Source organism: Bacillus sp. NEAU-Y102 (assembly GCF_054788175.1).
This window is the reverse complement of record NZ_JBTWFK010000014.1, coordinates 106,564-124,860: the sequence shown is the minus strand read 5'-3', so window position 1 is coordinate 124,860 and position 18,297 is coordinate 106,564. Positions and strand designations below refer to the sequence as shown.

Sequence of the window (18,297 nt, the reverse complement as noted above, 5' to 3'; positions counted from 1 at the left end):
CAATATAAAAAGGAGGAATGTTAACACTAGATTCCATAATCTAATGTGTTAAAAACAAATATGAAAAAGAAATTTTATAGTGTTTTAACTCTCTCTCTTGCATTACAAACTGTTCTTGCACCTACTTATTCATTTGCAGAGAGTGCTGAAAAATCCGCCGAAGTATATACGGAGGATCAAGTTTTTAAAAGTATTAAAGAGCATGTTAATGAGCATAGTACTCATGAAGAAGATATCGAGGTTACTGGTCAATTCCTACTATACACTTCAAAAAAACATTCATTATATACCGCGAATGATTTAAAAAACAAATCGAATATCGAGATTACAGAACAAGTCGTAACGGCGACAAAGAAAAAAGGAAATGCTTACTACATAACGACGTCAACTGGCGCTGGATGGATAGATAACAATGATAATAGCTTAGAAGTTCAAGAGATTCATAAACTATCTAACCAAAAATTAATCGTAAAAGAAGAAGCTTCCATACATGCACTTCCGTTCCAATCGTTTAACGAAGAAGGGAAACTACAGCCACAAGTCATTACTCCTACTGAACAAGCTGGAAATTGGTTTAAAGTCCAAATAAATGAAACAGCAAAATGGATTTATGCACCTTCTGCTACATTTGAAGGTACAAAAGCTTCATTATTAAAAAACAGTCGTACTGCTAAAAATAGTTTATTGAGAGCTCCGGAAGCTCTACAAACAAACAATATTTATGGCGTTACATTTAAAGAAATGATTGTCCCAAAAGGAAATGACGATATTCGCCCTGGCTACCCGATGGTACCTAAATATATTACGATTCACGAAACGGCTAATACAGCGAAAGGTGCCAATGCTCTAAATCATGCAAAATTCTTAGATAATCAAGCACGCGGAACAGCTGATCGCGCCGCATCTTGGCATTTCACAGTAGATGATAAAGAAATTTATCAACATCTTCCAGTAAATGAAGTTGGATGGCATGCTGGAAATAAAACTGGAAACTATGAATCTATCGGAATTGAAATTGCCGTTAATCAAGATGGAAACTATGAAAAAGCGGTAGAAAATGCCCGTAAATTGGCAGCTTATTTAATGAACGACTTAAATATTTCTCTAGATAAGGTCCAAAAACACCAATTTTGGTCAGGAAAAAACTGCCCTGCGTTTATGATTCAACGCGGACAATGGAATGCTTTCTTAAAAGGAACTGAAACATACTATAAGGAAAACCAAAAAAATCCCGTAACTGATGACATTACAGGTGGATGGTATGAACAAGACATTCGTCAATTAGCAGCTAGAGGCATTATGCAAGGAGAAGGGAACGGCAAGTACTTCCCAGAACGTCTTGTAACGCGTGCTGAATTTGCTACACTAATTACTCGTGCTTTACAATTACCAAGTGGAAACGCTAAGTTCACAGACTTAGAACAAGTACACCCATCTTTAAGAGACGGTATTAATCGTGCAGCAAGCGCAGGCATAATCCGCGGACGTGGTGATAATACATTTGATCCAAATACTACAATTACACGCGAAGAAGCTGTTATTATGATTGATCGTTCTCTAAAACACGCTGGTATTTTTGCAAAACAAGTTGAACTACCATTCGTAGACCAAAACTTAATTTACGCTAAAGAAGAAGTACAAAGAGTGTATGGATATGGAATTGTAAAAGGTAATGAATTTAATCAATTCGTACCAAAAGGACCATCACAACGTGCACACGCAGCTGCATTTATAAACAGAATGCTTAGCGTAATTGAAGCTTAAAATATTTATCTGTATTAATTTAAAAGGCATCAGAGATTGTATAATCTCTGATGCCTTTTATACATCTTTTAACTATTTTTAGCCATGAATCTTAAACGTATTCCTAGTAACAGAAGCATAAAACCGATGAATGGAACGTAATTCGTATTGTGTCCTGTAGCTGGAAGTTGTTGATTATTAGAAGAACCTTGTCCTTTTTCTGGTAAATTAGGTTTTTCTACTCCCTCACCTGGTTTTTCTGTTCCTTCACCCGGCTTCTCTGTTCCTTCATCTGGCTTCTCTGTTCCTTCACCTGGCTTCTCTGTTCCTTCACCCGGCTTCTCTGTTCCTTCATCTGGCTTTTCTGTTCCTTCACCTGGCTTCTCTGTTCCTTCACCTGGTTTCTCTGTTCCTTCACCTGGCTTCTCTGTTCCTTCACCTGGCTTCTCTGTTCCTTCACCTGGTTTTTCTGTTCCTTCACCTGGCTTCTCTGTTCCTTCACCTGGTTTTTCTGTTCCTTCACCCGGCTTTTCTGTTCCTTCACCTGGTTTTTCTGTTCCTTCACCCGGCTTTTCTGTTCCTTCACCTGGTTTTTCTGTTCCTTCACCCGGCTTTTCTGTTCCTTCACCTGGTTTTTCCGGACCTTTTTCTGTATCTTTTTTATTTGTAATTTGAAGCTTTACAACTTCAATTTTTTCATTAGAAATCGTAAATTTCATTTCCTTATTGGATAAAGTGTATCCTTCTGGCGCTTGGATTTCTTTTAAAGTGTAATCTCCTGGTTCTAACTTCTCAGAAGTCGCTTTACCGCTCTTGTTTGTTGTTAATGTGTCGATTTTTGTTCCGTCTTTCCAAATTTCAAACACTGCGCCTGCTAAAGTTTTATTTGTATTATTGGCATCTACCTTTGTAATTTCTAATTGACCTGTAATTTCTTCTTTCACTTTTTCATTCATAACTTCTTGTTTTACTACTTCGTTCGCTATAACATTTACTTCTACTGTTACTTCTAACGCCTTATAACCTTCTGGCGCTTTTGTTTCCTCTAACGTGTACTTTCCTGGCACTAAGTTTTCGAATTTCACAACACCTTCTTTATTCGTTGTTTTCGCTTCTTCAACTACTTGACCAGCTTCGTTCTTTAATTTAAATTCTGCACCCGCTAGAACTTTTGCACTCTCTGCATCCTTTTTGATTACTTGTAAGCTTCCTAGTTCTTTTGCGTTTTCTACTTGTACTTCTACTACTTTGTTTGCTTCCACAACGACTTCAATTTCTTCTTTTAACAACTTATATCCTAGTGGTGCTTTCGTTTCTTTTAATGTGTACTTTCCTGTTTCTAATTTCTGTGAAACTACTTTACCAGTTTTATCTGTTCGTAACGTATCTACTTTTTTACCATCTTTATACACTTCGAATTCTGCGTCTGATAATACTTTCGTTTTATCTTCCGCATCTACTTTTACAATTTCGAATTGACCAAGACTCTTACTGTTCGTTACTTTTACATCAACAACTTTTTCACCGTCAACTGTTACATGAATTATTTGTTTTGTTAACTCATAACCTTCTGGTGCTTTTGTTTCTTCTAACGTATATTCACCTGGCACAAGTCCGTCTACTTTAACCGTTCCAGACTTATCTGTTGTAATTCCTTCTTTTACAACATTTCCTTTCGCATCGTTCAATGTAAATTCTGCGCCTGCTAAGCGTTTCGTTTGATCTTTATCATCCATTTTAATAATTTGTAGAGAACCTAAGATTTTTTCGTTTTCTGCCTCTACTTTTACTACTTCTTTCTCGTTTTGAATTGTTACTTTCCATTCTTTATTTGAAAGCTTGTAGCCCGCTGGTGCTTTCTTTTCTTTCACTGTGTATTCACCTAGCGGTAATTTCGGTGACATCACTTTTCCACTCTCATCTGTTTTTAGTTCTGCTACCTTTTTACCATCTTTATACACTTCGAATTCTGCACCTGATAACAATTTCGTTTTATCATTCGCATCTACTTTCATGATTTCGAATTGACCCATTACTTTTTCATTCATGACTTCTTGTTTTACTACTTCGTTCGCTACAACGTTCACTTCTACTGTCACTTCTAGCGCTTTATAACCTTCCGGCGCTTTCGTTTCCTCTAACGTGTACTTTCCTGGCACTAAGTTTTCGAATTTCACAACACCGTCTTTATTCGTTGTTTTCGCTTCTCCAACTACTTGACCAGCTTCGTTCTTTAATTTAAATTCTGCACCTGCTAGAACTTTTCCACTCTCTGCATCCTTTTTGATTACTTGTAAGCTTCCTAGTTCTTTCGCATTTTCTATTTGTACTTCTACTACTTTGTCTGCTTCCACAACGACTTCAATTTCTTCTTTTAACAATTTATATCCTTGTGGTGCTTTCGTTTCTTTTAATGTGTACTTTCCTGGTTCTAATTTCTGAGAAACTACTTTACCAGTTTTATCTGTTCGTAACGTATCTACTTTTTTACCATCTTTATACACTTCGAATTCTGCATCTGATAATACTTTCGTTTTATCTTCCGCATCTACTTTCACGATTTCAAATTGACCCGTTACTTTTTCGGAGATCTTTTTATTCACCACATCTACAGTCACTACTTTATTAGCCTCTACATCAACAGAAACTGAACTAGATGATAATTCATATCCTTTCGGTGCTTCTACTTCTTTTAATGTATAGCTTCCAACTGGAAGTTGTTTCGATAAGGCTTCACCTTTATCATCTGTAACAATTGTTTCCACAACTTTCCCATCTTTATCGATAACATCAAATTTTGCACCTGGTAGAAGTTGACCAGATTCACTATCTTTTTTCAATAATTTAAATTGGCCATTCTCTACTTTTCTCGTATTCTTCATAACAAGTTCAATTACGTTTGTATTATCAATTGTTACTTTGACTGGTGTATCAACTTTTATATATCCTTCTGGTGCATTTATTTCTTTTACAAAATAGTCACCAAGTGGTAAATCTTTAACTTCCGCAATACCCTTTTCGTTTGTTGTAACAGTAGCCACAACGTTATTATCTTTGTCTATAACATCAAATTTTGCATCTTTTAAAACAATGTTTTCATCATTTTCATCAACTTTTTTAATTTGTAAATGTCCTTTTTCAGCTGCTGGCTTATTCCACTTTGGCCAGTTAAATTTAAAGTTATGAACCTCAAAACCATCTCTTTGGTGTAATCCTCCAACATAGGCTTGTCCATTAATAGAACCACCTTTTGTTTCTACAACTGCATTAGGTGCAAACACACTACCTACTACACCATAACCTTTAGTTGTTATCTTTGTAGCATTAGGAAATACCCAAATTACCTTACTAGCTAACTCAGTAAAAGATGAATTAGGATCGTATGCTTGAGATGTATTAATTAAATCCGTCGCCATCCCAGTATTTCTTGTATCATACAAAATTGCACCGCCACCAAAACTCACTTCTTCTGCATCTGAATAAATAACAATAAAGTCTTTATTCTCTACATTCGGAAGAAAAACGTCTTTTACATCAAATGTTTTCTTTCCAGTTTGGCCTGAAGAGACATAAATATTAGGGTTATTTACATCTTCACCGATGCCAAAGCTCATATTAGGTTTTGACTTATCAGTCTGTAGTTTACTTGCATCCCCGATTACACCATCAACGTCTTTTCTAAATTCTTTAAACTTAGCATCAATCTCCGCTTGCTCTTTATAAGAGATACGGTCATATGATGTTTTCATTGCGCCATCTGGGTCACCGTCTTTTGTCATCGCCACTGTTCCATCTTGAATAATTACTTGTCCTGCTCCCGCTTTCGTAAATTGACCGCCTAGTAATAATGATGGATATCCTTCATCTACCCAAGTTGCTCCAGCTAAGTTATTTGCTCCAGTTGCAGCCGCTACGACTGTATAACTTGATGCGTTCATATTTTTCTGAACAGCCATCGCACCTTCAATATCCGCACTCGTTGCACTATGATCTCCAAAAATGATGGCGTTGTAATAAGATACATCACCTAAACCCTTTAATTCTTTTGTAGCTGCCTCTGCTTTAAATGGTAAGTGGATTAAAAAATTCATACATATTAGTAATACAACTATCAAACTACTACTTAACTTTTTAATTTTTTGATTAAATGATTTCCTCAAGAAATTCATTCCCCCTTTTAAACTTCCTAAAACCACAAAAAGAAATACATATCATATGTACCAAACCTTACTCACATTAACTTAAAATAATCCATTTAAATAAAACAAAGAAACACTACAACTACTTAATAAGATTGCTACAATTCATTTTTGAAATAATACGTGAACTAAACTGTCATGCGGAAATACTTTTACGTATGGGAGCCCAATAAAATTAATCTGAAGAATATTTCATGTGGTGTAACTATTTTGGCAACATCATTCACTTTACATTAGTTTTCTAAAGGATTCAAGTGAATTGTATAGATTTCATACACAATTCATATTTTAAAACGCTTTCACTGTTTTTAATAAGATAAACAAAAAAACGTAGCCAAAAAGCTACGTTTTTCTGTCATCGTTTCGGTGTATTTTTATGATTCTTCAAAAACGGAAGCGGGAATTGCTTACGGAAATGCTCTTTAATCATATACTCTACACCGTTTTCACTATTTGAACGTGTGATCCAATCTGCTGCTTGCTTTAATTCTACAGGCGCGTTCCCCATCGCTACCCCAAGTCCCACGTTTTCAATAACCTCTAAATCTTCCATACTATCTCCAATCGCAACCATTTCATTTAGCGAAATATTTAAATGCTCTCCAAGCAATTGTAATCCACGTAACTTTGATACATTTTGCGGTAAAATTTCTATTCGTTTTGAATCACATTCAACATACTCTACATCTTGGAATGCTTTTCTTAATGTGTTCAGTCCTCTTTCTTTTTCACCTTTACTTTGGAAAAGAACATCAATTTTTGGCGCCGCTACCGGATGGTCCCGAAGCGCATCACCTAACGAATCTACAAATTGAACTGGATAAAATAACGGATCTGCGCTTGATAATACAGTGCGCGCAATTAAGTTTGGTGTATTTCTCTCACGATTTCCTATCGAAAACCGTTCATGAGAAATACGTACGTTACAATCAAAGTGCTCTAACACTTGCACAATGTTAAAAGTCTTCTCTTCAGACAATCTTCTTTGAACGTACGGCTTATCTAACGTTGCTGAAACGAAAGCACCACCATGTGTCACTAATATAGAATCTAATTTTAACGCCTTTGCTACTTTATGAGCGGATTGAAAATTACGACTCGTAAATAACGTAACGTATACATCTTTTCTTTTCACAAATTCAATTGTTTCTCGTAATCCTTTTGCAATTTTTCCATTGTTGTATAGTAGTGTCCCATCTATATTAAGAGCTAGTAAGCGATAAATCATGTCGCACTCCCCCTCTTCGCTGTTGTACTCTATCCATAATTTATGAAATAAATGTAAAAAATAGAACGAGTTAGAATTACTACTGAAAATTTGGTTTACTATATACATATACACTTAGCAAAGGAGATAGTACAATGCATGCACCACCTTCCTTTTATGAAGGCGATACGTTAGAAGTCGCAAAAAAATTACTCGGGCAAAAACTTGTTCATATTGTAGACGGAATAAAGCGAAGCGGAATCATTGTAGAAGTAGAAGCATATAAAGGCCCAGATGATAAGGCCGCACATAGTTACGGCGGTAGACGGACAGATCGCACAGAAGTTATGTTTGGCGCACCAGGGCATGCTTACGTATATTTGATTTACGGTATGTATCATTGTTTTAACGTTATTACAGCACCAGTGGGCACCCCACAAGGTGTTCTCATTCGAGCCCTTGAGCCGGTAAATGGGATAGAAGAAATAAAACTAGCGCGCTACAATAAGACCGAAATTACAAAAGCACAGTATAAAAATTTAACGAACGGTCCTGGCAAACTATGCCGTGCCCTCGGAATTACTTTAGAAGAACGTGGCGTATCATTACAAAGTGACACATTGCATATTGAACTCGTCCCAGAAGATGAACACATATCATCACAATATAAAATAACAGCAGGACCTCGTATTAATATCGACTATGCAGAAGAAGCTGTACATTATCCGTGGCGTTTTTATTATAAGGGGCATCCGTTTGTTTCAAAGAAATAAACGATATCAATGATCTTTCAAATATATCTATCATAACTTACAATATATCAACGGTTCGACAAGAAATATCGATTTATCGACAAATAATAACATTACGAATAAAAGAAGACTGTTCCAAAATGGAACAGTCTTTCCCTCTTACTCTGCACCTTCCGCAGTTGCAATATTATCCTCTAAGTTTTCTCTTGATAATTCAGCCGCCATAAAATCAGCTGTTTCTGGAAGTGCTAAATGCATATGAGCTTTTTGACAAATTTGGATCGTACAGTTTTCTATAACATAGTCGAAAACATGTCCACCTCCGCTTCTTTCATCATCAATATAATGTAAGTGGAATCCAGCTACACCAATACCTTGCGCATAATCTGGTGTCCAAAATCCAGCAAGCGTACCTTCTGTATTTTCAAACGAAAAGATTGGTTGCGATTTCGTCACTTCAACGAGTGGTGTATACGGTTTTTCTTGTCTTGGAACAGTTCTCGTTCTTACTTCACGGAACATACCGTCCATTCGAATAGCGTAAAATAAGTTTTTACTTGGCATTAATTCATGTAATAACGCTTCAACTTCTTCACGATTCATCGGACGCTCTACCGTATAACTCATTTCTTTTTCAAAAAACGTTACAGTTGCAAATGGCGTTGTTTCTTCTGGCTCTACTTTTTCCGCTGAACCGTCTGAACGTAAATGATAAAATCCATTATCAAATGCAATCATTTCACCGTCTAATTGATCAAATGTGCCGATGCCGAAATCACCATGTTTTTTCAAATCTTCAAAGCTAATCACACCATCATATATACCATCTAATAGCGCAAGCATTGTAGATGTTTGATATACTTCATTACTCATTTTCGTTTTTTTTGCATCAATATCAATTAATTGCGCAACAGTCATCTCAAATCTGCCTCCATTAGTTTAATTGGTTTGGTAATAATTTTTCGCTTAATTTAATGTTGTCACGATAATCGATTGGAATATCAATAATGACAGGGCCGTCTGCTGCTAATGCTTCTTTTAATACCCCTTCTAATTCATCAGGCGCGTTAACACGAAGACCTAACGCCCCGAAACTTTCCGCATATTTCACAAGATCAACATCGCCAAACTCTGTAGCTGATGTTCTGCCGTATTTCATCATTTGTTGGAATGCAACCATATCATATGTGCCGTCTCTCCAAACAAGATGGACGATTGGAGAATTTAAACGTACCGCCGTTTCTAACTCCATCGCTGAGAATAAGAAACCACCGTCACCTGATACGGAAACTACTTTTTTACCTGGTTCTACTAAAGTAGCTGCGATTGCCCAAGGAAGTGCAACACCTAACGTTTGCATGCCGTTACTAAATAATAATCTACGTGGTTCATAAGAACGGAAACATCTCGCCATCCAAATAGAATGGGAACCGATGTCACATGTAACAGTTGTATCGTCACTAATTAAAGAACGAAGTGTACGAATCACTTGAAGTGGATGCGTAACACCTTCTGCAGGACGATTTGGAACTTCTGCTTGTTCTGATAATTTTGCGCGTAATCGTTCTAATACCGCTTCTGATTTCGTACTTAATACAAGTTTCGGTAATTTCTCCGCGATGCTATTTACCGTTAAGGCAATATCACCAATTAATTCACGCTCTGGTTGGTAATCATGGTCGATATCTGCTTGATGGTCGTCAAGATGAATAATCGTTCTGTCGCCAAGTTTATTCCAGAACTTTGGATCATACTCGATTGGATCATAACCGATAGAAATAACAAGGTCTGCTTCTTCTAGTAAAATATCACCTGGTTGGTTACGGAATAATCCAACGCGGCCGAAGAAATGATCTTCTAACTCACGTGAAATCGCACCAGCTGCTTGATATGTTTCAACGACAGGAAGTTCTGTATCCGCAATTAATTTACGAACAGCTTTCGTCACTTCATTTGTGCTCGCTCTCATACCGAGTAAAATAACTGGTAATTTCGCTGATTTTATTTTTTCTACTACATATGTAATATCATTTGTGGGAGCGATTCCAAGCTGTGGCTTAGAAAGCGCACCGATAGACTCTACAGTTGTTTCCGCAGTCATAACGTCTTGCGGAAGACTTACTAAAGTAGCTCCCGGATTTGTGGAAGTCGCACTTCGAAATGCATTACTAAGTGCTTCTGGCACATTATCAGGATGCTCTACTTCTACGCTATATTTTGTGATTGGTTCGAATAGTGCAGCATTATCCATAGATTGATGCGTACGTTTTAATCGATCCGTACGCGGTACTGCACCAGCTAAAGCAACAACGGGATCACTCTCCGCATTCGCAGTAACAAGACCTGTCGCTAAATTTGATGTCCCTGGCCCTGAAGTTACAAGACATACGCCCGGTTTCCCTGTTAATCTACCAATAGCAGCTGCCATAAATGCTGCATTTTGTTCATGACGACAAACGATTAACTCTGGTCCTCTTTCTTGCAATACATCAAATACAGAGTCAATCTTTGCTCCTGGAATACCGAAAACATGTGTAACACCTTGTTTAATTAAACAATCAACAACAAGATCTGCTCCTTTTGTTTTTGTCTTCACGTCGTTTGCTTTTACACCTGTACTCAAAACTAATCACCCTTTATTTCATAATGTGTGTAATAAAGATTTTAATTTCACCTAGTTAATTAATGTGGTGAATTATATTTATCATTATATTACAAATGCATTATTTTTCCAACAATATGAATTTGAAATTATTTTGACAACACCCAAAGAATGCGCTTACAACCTTTTGTTTATCTTAAAATAACATTTTTATATCTCTCCTAAAAATGTACAAAAATACTTCCATCCATTCACATTATTAACAATTTTATAGTACCTTGCAAAGAATAATAGCAAGTGATATATTTGTAAATAATGGAACACCCATTATTTGGAATGTCATTCACGATTAGTATATCCCCCTTCAAAAGGAAGATACAGATTGTGCTGTTTAGAAAAAAGATAGGATTCTCAGCTGTAATTCATCATTTTATAAAGGAAAGTGATTGTTATGAACAAAAGTGAATTTTTAAAACAACTTAGTTCTTCCCTATGGAATATGTCTAATTTAGAAAAGGAGGATATTATCTCGGAGTACGAAACTCATTTTATTAGTGGTAAACAAGATGGAATATCTGAAGAGGAAATTTCTAAAAAGCTAGGAAACCCTAAAACTATCGCTAAAGAACTTAATGTTTCATATGCAATAAGCAATGCTGACAATAGACGCAGCCTAAAAAATATTATGACAGCACTGTTTTCTGTTATGAGCTTAAGTGTTTTAAACTTTATATTTATCATTATCGCCTTTTTCGTATTACTCTTTCTATTACCGCTTCTTCTAGCATTTATAATTGCTACACCATTATTAATTATTTCACCTATCTTATTAATAGGATTAGGATTCTTTAAAGGGTTTCATCAAATCAGTTATTCCGATGTTTATAATGTATTTATAGCTTTTTGCATCGGCTTACTAATATCCGTCATATCTTATCAATTAATAAAACATATATACTCACTTTTAGTTAAGTATTTAAAATGGAATTTAGCTATTTTACAAAGATACTAATGAATATAAAAGGAGATTAATATGAAAAAGTATATTTTATATCCACTCATGTTACTTACAATGTTATTTCTATCAGCTTGTTCAAACAGTGTACAACCTAAGGAAGAAAACGATGTACAATCTATTAAAGATGTTGCTATTAAAGTTCCAGAAAATATATTTAGTTCCTCAAAGAAAAATGAAAATATTAGTGAAGACGAAATGAAACAAAATATAAAAAGTTATTTAAATTATAGCGGAGAGTTAGACGAAAATATCGTTCCACTTTCATCCACTACATCCGATGAAAATATCACTGAATCTGACCGAGAAAAATTACAAAAACTAATAGAATTAGCGAAACAAAATGATACAAACTTCCATAATTTTATTAGTAACAATACAATCCCTGATGATTACAAAAAGCCTTCAAAAGAAATATATGAATTTATTTCATCATCTACAGCACTTTCAGTAGAACTAGATCAAGAATTAGACAAACTCGCTCAAGATGGTAACTTATTCAAAACTGATTTCTCTTTTACAAAGCGCTTTGAGAAAGCTAATGGTAGGAAGCAAAAAGAAATTGAAAAGTTTTTGAAGGAAAAGAACATTAAAACTTCAATTAACAGCAATAAAAAAAATTAGATGTATTACATACCCCTTTCAAAATAACCAATAAGAAATGGCTATTTTGAAAGGGAGTTTTTGTGGTATAACTATTAAATTCCCTAAACAAAAAAGACGCTCCTAAACTAGGAGCGTCTTCCACTATTACGCTTGTTGTTGCGCGCTATATAATTCTTCAAGTGGCTTCATGATAATTTTGTTAACGTCACCGATTACAACGTTTAGGCGTTGCTCAGTTTCCATTAATTTTGTAATTTTAGCATCTTGTTGAATGCGAGCTACAACTTCTTGTGCTTGTTGGTTGTCTTCTTCAGTGATTTCTTGGCCTTGCATCATTTTTTGTTGTAGGCTAAGTTGCATTGTACGGAACTCATCAAATAAGTTCTTTGAAGCCGCATCGGCTTGAACTGCTGCGTAGCTCTCTTTTAAAGTTTTGAAGTCTTCGTTTTCAGCGATTGCTTTTTGTAATTCATATGCAACATCATGAATGTTCTTTGTCATTTTATTTTTCCTCCTTTAGAAGGCTAGCGCTTTTCACTCGCACTGCCTTTTCAGTGCATTTACATACGCACCTCTTCTTACCATATCAAACTATGCAAGAGATGTGAAGAAATTTCACTTTTATTTCTATGTACTCACCTTATTATCTAAGAAACAATAGTAACAATCCTTGTACGAGTCCGATCATTCCGCCTAATAACGCCCCTAAATACGTAATCATTTTCAATTCGTTTTTCGTAATAGACAGAACTAGGTCTTCTAATCTTTCTGTTGAAAATGTAGACACTTCTTGCTGGACAATTTCCGCAAGATGTAGATTGTTTAGTATACTCTCTACGTTTTCTGTTCCCCACTTCAAGCCTTTCGTTACTGTGCTTGGAACCACTTTTTCAATAATTGTTTCTCGAACTGGCTCACATACTTGCTGAACAGATTGATTTAAAAACTTACTCACTGTTTCCTCTACTTTAACTGCTGACAACACGGAGCTTACAATCATTTCTTTCTCTACAAACGATTCTAATTCTTTTACATCTCTTCCTTTTAACTTTTCCCACTCTTTTTGCAGTACGTCAGTTAAAAGCTGCTTTGTACCATCTTGCCCTAAAAACTTAATAACTTCTGGCTGCACACGATCCACTACACTTACATTTCCTAAAAACATTCCGACTAAGTTAAGTAGCGTTCCGCGAGAAGCAAAGAAATCATCAATCATTTTTGAAAGACGGCCTTTCCCTTCTTCACTTTCAAAAAAGCTAATTCCTCGCTCTAAAATAAACGCCGAGACATTCGGAATCGCATTCTCTACTTTTTCATTTACAGAATGAGGTAAAGCCTGTTCCCATGTATATGTATAATACTCAGCTAAAAATGCCTGTATTTTTTCTGTAATCACATGTTCAATTTTTTGAGTCACTTCTTCTTCTACATACGCTACATTCCATTTTTCTAACATATGTCGCAGTGATTGTTCATTCTTAATTACTTTATCCACTTCCACTTGCGCCCAGTGGATTAAACCTTTTTGAAACTCTTCATTTGTTAGCTTTTTTCCGATTCCTTCCGGTGTTAACAAATGTTCTACGACCATTTTCCCTAATTGAACAGCAAGTTCATCACGACGTTTCGGAATTAATCCTGGTGTAAATGGAACTTGAAACTTTCCGATATAAATAGGGCGATGAGGACGAAATAACATTTTTATCGCTAAATGATTCGTGTATCCCCCAATAATTGCTCCGAGTCCTGTCGTCGTTAACATATTTAACCATATATTCATTACAATCAACCTTTCACTTCTCCAAAACTATAGCATATCATCATACGGACAAAAGTATAATGGTATAAAAACGTATTTGCAATATATAGCTTCGCCTATTATGCAAATAGTAGTAAAGGAGTGATTTCGTTGGTTCTCGGTCTTTTAGCTTCTAAACTTCATTATGAGCAAACATATTACACCGAAATCGCTAAACGCGCTCGGCTTTATCATAATGTCGTTGCCCAGTTTACGCCATTTTGTATTGATCCTAAAACAGACCTTGTTTCTGGTCTTATTTACGATACAGATACAGGAAAATGGAAAGAGCAAACATTCCCTATTCCTTCTTATATATATGATCGTTATTCTTTTCACGAGGAAACAGACTTTAAAAAAGCAAAATCAATTATTCACTCTTTGCACAATCGTCCTTCCACTACCTTTTTAAATAACACACTTATTAATTTAAGTGAACTACATGATTTATTTCTCACTAATAAGAAACTGTCTCCTTATATACCAAAATTTGAAATTGCAACGTTACAAAACATTTTCAAACTGTTGTTAAAAACTAAAGATATTATTATACGCCCCACTAATATACATTCTAAGGATAACTTATATCGAATTGCTTACAAAAATAAAACGTTTCATATCGATACAGTAAATGAAAAATACCATACTTCTATTACAATCAAACGGACAGACGAATTTATATCTTGGTGTAAATCTAACATACGTTCATCCCGTTACATAGCGCACACTATGCTACAACCACCAAATCAATTAACATATCCACTCCACATTCGAACCATTTTGCAAAAAAACAAAGAACAAACTTGGAATGTTATCGGTCAATTTATACAAAAAAGCTCATTTCCTAATCAACTTTTACCCTCAACAACGGACGATGATTCATTACATTCATTTTCAAAAATTAAATACGTACTATCTAGTACGGGTGTGCAACTATTGCAAGATGCTTTACACGACATTGTAAATGAAGTATTCCAAACACTAGATCAGTCTTATTCTTCGTTATTTGAACTAGAACTTTCCACAATTATGGATCAAAAAGGCGCAATTTGGCTTATGTATGTCAACACGATTCCCCCTTACGAACAATACATTCGTCATAGTGATTCATTAGCTGAAAAGATATTTCACGGACCACTTAAATTCAGTCGCTTTACACCATAATGAAAGGAGGTAAACCTATTTTGAAAGAACATATATATACATTAAACATTTCAGATGAACATCCAAATAGTATTACTTTACCTTACGTTTTTTCTATTACGCCACCTATTACATCCCTCTCCTTCGGTATACGTCACATTGCAAGTGAAGAGGTGAAAATTCATTATTCCTTTACTCGCGAAATTATTATCGGAAAACATATTGCTGAAAAACTTTTACTACCTCAATCAACCACTATTCATGCATTAACACAAAACCAAACAATTATTTTCGGACCATTAATCGGCATTTTCACAACTGGCTTTAACGATGATTCTTCTATCCCTTTAGGAAATCGTTCAATTGCCCTCAGTGAGTTGTTAACACCACCATTCTCATTACGACCGTTCGTATTCGTCTTTGGCGTTCAACATATAAACTGGGAAGAAGAAACGATTGAAGGATATTTCTTTCAAGAGAAACAATGGATAAAGAAAAAGGTTCCTTTACCAAATGTCATTTACGATCGATTACCAAATCGACAAGCAGAAAATTACAAACCAATTGTCAGAGCAAAAAGAAAGTTAGAACAAGACTACTCCATTCCATGGTTTAATCCAGGTTTTTTCAATAAATGGGAAGTTCATCAACTTCTTATGAAAGACGAATCAATTAGACCCTTATTACCAAACACAGAAGCATTTCAGCATTTTGAACAAGTAGAACGGTTTCTTGGCACGTATAAATCAGTGTACATGAAACCAATACACGGGAGCTTTGGTAGAAATATTCATCAAATATTTTATTCTCAAACAGAGAATTGCTACTACTGTCGTTATCGCGAAAATGAAGAAAATAAACTGAGAAAGTATCAATCATTAGAAACTCTTCTAAACCACGTATTAAAGGGACATGATTTAAAAAAGTTTATCGTACAGCAAGGTATTTCGTTACTTCGCTTCGATGGGCAACCTGTTGATTTCCGCATTCATACAAATAAAAATCATTTCGGTAATTGGATAGTTAGTGCAATCGTCGCCAAAATCGCCGGCAAAGGCAGTTTAACAACGCACGTAAATAGCGGCGGTGATACAAAATTGCTACAAGAGCTTTTTCCAGATTCAACGAAACAAGTTCAAATTGAAAACAAATTAAAACATACTGCCTTACAAATAAGTTACGCGCTCGATGAACAAGTAACCGGAAATATTGGAGAAATCGGTTTTGATATCGGTTTAGACACAAAGGAAAATCCGTGGCTCTTTGAAGCCAACTCTAAACCTGGGCGAACTGTATTCCAAGATGAAAAATTAAAAGAGCAAAGTGAAATGACGCGCCAGTTATTTTACGAATATGCCGTCTACTTAACTGAACATTCTTTACGTGATACAAAAGAAAAAATGTCTCAAATAAAATCAGGGGCTTCATCAAATACCGAACATATCCCTTCCCCTATGATTCACTCACAAATACAAAAACAAAAACTTCCACCTAGATAATAAGGTGGAAGTTTTCTATTTACACAAGTTTTACTACAACCTCTGTTTCCACGTTACATACTCCGCAATAAAAAATATGATTGCAATATTCATTTGAATTATTATGCGTTAAACCATCTACTGCACTTAATAATTCTTGATCCATATAGGCACTATAATCGTCTATGTAATCTACAGACTTCCCATAATCTTGGAGTATACTTTGGCAATTTTGACAAGAATATGTTTGTGATTCTAATGCGTTGCAAAGCGGGCAAATCCCCATCATGATTCCTCCATACGTTATCGTTTAAAGCCTCTCTTTTTTAGATTGAAGAGAGCACCTACCCATGCATAGGAGCGGTCACTCCATCCCTACTTAAAAATAGAACTATGAAGTTGCTACCGATTTCATTTCAATAAATCATAAATAAGAAGCTAATGATTAGCCTACAAGTAGCAGGCTACAATGAGAAAATTATATTTAATATCCTCCTTAGTTTGGCCTGTTTTCTTAAAAATACAACGATTACTCTTATTTCATAATTTACGAAATCAATAAGTTTTTTTTACAAAATTTACAAATTATTATTTTGTATATCTTTCTAGGTAACATCCATACTATGAGTACAAACTTAATTACCGATGGATTAGCGCCAACCGGGGCGATAATCTGGTTCAACTCCAGCTAGTCCAACCAAAAAAACTTTTATAACTCTAAGGAGGATATATTCCTATGGCAAACCAAAATTCTTCAAATCAATTAGTAGTACCAGGTGCAACAGCTGCAATCGATCAAATGAAGTACGAAATCGCTCAAGAATTTGGTGTACAATTAGGAGCAGATTCTACGGCTCGCGCTAACGGTTCAGTTGGTGGAGAAATTACAAAACGTCTAGTTGCAATGGCTGAGCAAAGCCTTGGCGGATTCCACAAATAAATATATATGGCAAAAAGGTCTCAAGGCATATGCCTTGAGACCTTCCTTAATTTATTGCAACATTTGTAAAAACTTCTTCGTACGTTCTTCTTTTGGATTTGTAAATACATCTTCTGGTGTACCTTGTTCAACAACGACACCGCCATCCATGAAAATAACACGGTTCGCAATTTGATGTGCAAAACGCATTTCGTGCGTTACAATGACCATCGTCATACCTTCTTTAGCAAGTTCTTTCATTACTTTCAGAACTTCTTGAACAAGTTCAGGATCAAGTGCTGACGTCGGCTCATCAAATAGTAACACTTCCGGCTCCATCGCAAGCGCGCGCGCAATTCCAACACGCTGTTGTTGTCCGCCTGATAATTGAAATGGATATAAATCCACTTTATCTGCTAAACCAACTTTTTCAAGGAAGTAGTTTGCTTTTTTCTTCGCTTCTTCTTTCCCTACTTTTTTCACTGTAATGAGTCCTTCCATTACGTTTTGAAGTGCTGTCAAATGAGGGAATAAGTTATGGTGCTGGAATACCATACCTGTTTGCGTACGAAGATTTACAATATCTTTCTTCGATACTTTTTGAGCAAAATTAAGCTCTTTATTGCCGATGCGAATGCTACCGGCGTTTGGTGTTTCTAGTACGTTAAGACAACGTAAGAATGTCGTTTTACCAGATCCAGACGGTCCAATAATAACAACAACCTCGCCTTTCTCAACTGTTAAATCTATATGCTTTAGTACGGTATTATCTCCGAAACTTTTTTGTAAGTGCTGAATTGAAATCATAAAAACAAAAACTCCTTTTGTAAAAGGA

The 18,297-nt window shown here is 35.6% G+C and carries 15 protein-coding genes; 7 read left to right on the top strand and 8 right to left on the bottom strand.

Annotation, left to right across the window (positions count from 1 at the left end; genetic code table 11):
* Positions 1-60: 60 nt before the first annotated feature.
* Positions 61-1,764 carry an S-layer homology domain-containing protein gene (locus ACYFX0_RS27455; RefSeq protein ID WP_016078053.1) on the top strand — a complete coding sequence of 568 codons (1,704 nt, stop codon included), beginning with the start codon at positions 61-63 and terminating at the stop codon, positions 1,762-1,764.
* 68 nt (positions 1,765-1,832) lie between these two features.
* On the opposite strand, the gene ACYFX0_RS27450 is transcribed toward ACYFX0_RS27455, so the two are convergent.
* Both ACYFX0_RS27450 and ACYFX0_RS27445 read right to left on the bottom strand, forming a co-directional pair.
* Positions 1,833-5,912 carry a SpaA isopeptide-forming pilin-related protein gene (locus ACYFX0_RS27450; RefSeq protein WP_460272026.1) on the bottom strand — a complete coding sequence of 1,360 codons (4,080 nt, stop codon included), beginning with the start codon at positions 5,910-5,912 and terminating at the stop codon, positions 1,833-1,835.
* Between the two features lie 385 nt (positions 5,913-6,297).
* Positions 6,298-7,170, bottom strand: a complete 873-nt coding sequence (locus ACYFX0_RS27445) for a Cof-type HAD-IIB family hydrolase (protein WP_000640419.1) — start codon at positions 7,168-7,170, stop codon at positions 6,298-6,300.
* Between the two features lie 134 nt (positions 7,171-7,304).
* Between ACYFX0_RS27445 and ACYFX0_RS27440 the strand changes: the two genes are divergently transcribed.
* On the top strand, positions 7,305-7,922 hold the full coding sequence (locus ACYFX0_RS27440) for a DNA-3-methyladenine glycosylase (RefSeq protein ID WP_086397351.1): 618 nt from the start codon (positions 7,305-7,307) through the stop codon (positions 7,920-7,922).
* A gap of 138 nt (positions 7,923-8,060) precedes the next feature.
* On the opposite strand, the gene alsD is transcribed toward ACYFX0_RS27440, so the two are convergent.
* Both alsD and alsS read right to left on the bottom strand, forming a co-directional pair.
* Entirely contained in the window at positions 8,061-8,819 is a 759-nt protein-coding gene (gene alsD, locus ACYFX0_RS27435; protein WP_106082154.1) for an alpha-acetolactate decarboxylase, read from the bottom strand.
* A 16-nt stretch (positions 8,820-8,835) separates the two neighbouring features.
* Positions 8,836-10,524, bottom strand: coding sequence for an acetolactate synthase AlsS (gene alsS, locus ACYFX0_RS27430; RefSeq protein WP_000103532.1), 1,689 nt, complete (start codon positions 10,522-10,524; stop codon positions 8,836-8,838).
* Between the two features lie 430 nt (positions 10,525-10,954).
* Between alsS and ACYFX0_RS27425 the strand changes: the two genes are divergently transcribed.
* Positions 10,955-11,515, top strand: coding sequence for an HAAS signaling domain-containing protein (locus tag ACYFX0_RS27425; RefSeq protein WP_106082153.1), 561 nt, complete (start codon positions 10,955-10,957; stop codon positions 11,513-11,515).
* 21 nt (positions 11,516-11,536) lie between these two features.
* Entirely contained in the window at positions 11,537-12,142 is a 606-nt protein-coding gene (locus ACYFX0_RS27420; RefSeq protein WP_097820833.1) for an NDxxF motif lipoprotein, read from the top strand.
* 126 nt (positions 12,143-12,268) lie between these two features.
* Here the strand turns inward: ACYFX0_RS27420 and ACYFX0_RS27415 are convergent, their stop codons facing one another.
* Together ACYFX0_RS27415 and ACYFX0_RS27410 are read right to left on the bottom strand one after the other, a co-directional pair.
* Positions 12,269-12,625 carry a YlbF/YmcA family competence regulator gene (locus ACYFX0_RS27415; protein WP_000164612.1) on the bottom strand — a complete coding sequence of 119 codons (357 nt, stop codon included), beginning with the start codon at positions 12,623-12,625 and terminating at the stop codon, positions 12,269-12,271.
* A 142-nt stretch (positions 12,626-12,767) separates the two neighbouring features.
* Positions 12,768-13,904 carry a DUF445 domain-containing protein gene (locus ACYFX0_RS27410; RefSeq protein WP_142398816.1) on the bottom strand — a complete coding sequence of 379 codons (1,137 nt, stop codon included), beginning with the start codon at positions 13,902-13,904 and terminating at the stop codon, positions 12,768-12,770.
* Between the two features lie 129 nt (positions 13,905-14,033).
* On the opposite strand from ACYFX0_RS27410, the gene ACYFX0_RS27405 reads away from it, so the two are divergent.
* Both ACYFX0_RS27405 and ACYFX0_RS27400 read left to right on the top strand, forming a co-directional pair.
* Positions 14,034-15,086: a YheC/YheD family endospore coat-associated protein gene (locus ACYFX0_RS27405; RefSeq protein WP_000242803.1), complete on the top strand. Its 1,053-nt coding sequence runs from the start codon at positions 14,034-14,036 to the stop codon at positions 15,084-15,086.
* Between the two features lie 20 nt (positions 15,087-15,106).
* Positions 15,107-16,564 (top strand): YheC/YheD family endospore coat-associated protein, encoded by a 1,458-nt coding sequence (locus tag ACYFX0_RS27400; protein ID WP_033668911.1) that lies wholly within the window; start codon positions 15,107-15,109, stop codon positions 16,562-16,564.
* A 19-nt stretch (positions 16,565-16,583) separates the two neighbouring features.
* Here the strand turns inward: ACYFX0_RS27400 and ACYFX0_RS27395 are convergent, their stop codons facing one another.
* Positions 16,584-16,829 (bottom strand): hypothetical protein, encoded by a 246-nt coding sequence (locus tag ACYFX0_RS27395; protein ID WP_000510474.1) that lies wholly within the window; start codon positions 16,827-16,829, stop codon positions 16,584-16,586.
* A 450-nt stretch (positions 16,830-17,279) separates the two neighbouring features.
* Between ACYFX0_RS27395 and sasP the strand changes: the two genes are divergently transcribed.
* Positions 17,280-17,483, top strand: coding sequence for a small acid-soluble spore protein, SasP family (gene sasP / locus ACYFX0_RS27390; protein ID WP_000013338.1), 204 nt, complete (start codon positions 17,280-17,282; stop codon positions 17,481-17,483).
* 51 nt (positions 17,484-17,534) lie between these two features.
* Here the strand turns inward: sasP and ACYFX0_RS27385 are convergent, their stop codons facing one another.
* Positions 17,535-18,269, bottom strand: a complete 735-nt coding sequence (locus ACYFX0_RS27385; protein WP_000623613.1) for an amino acid ABC transporter ATP-binding protein — start codon at positions 18,267-18,269, stop codon at positions 17,535-17,537.
* Between the last annotated feature and the right edge of the window lie 28 nt (positions 18,270-18,297).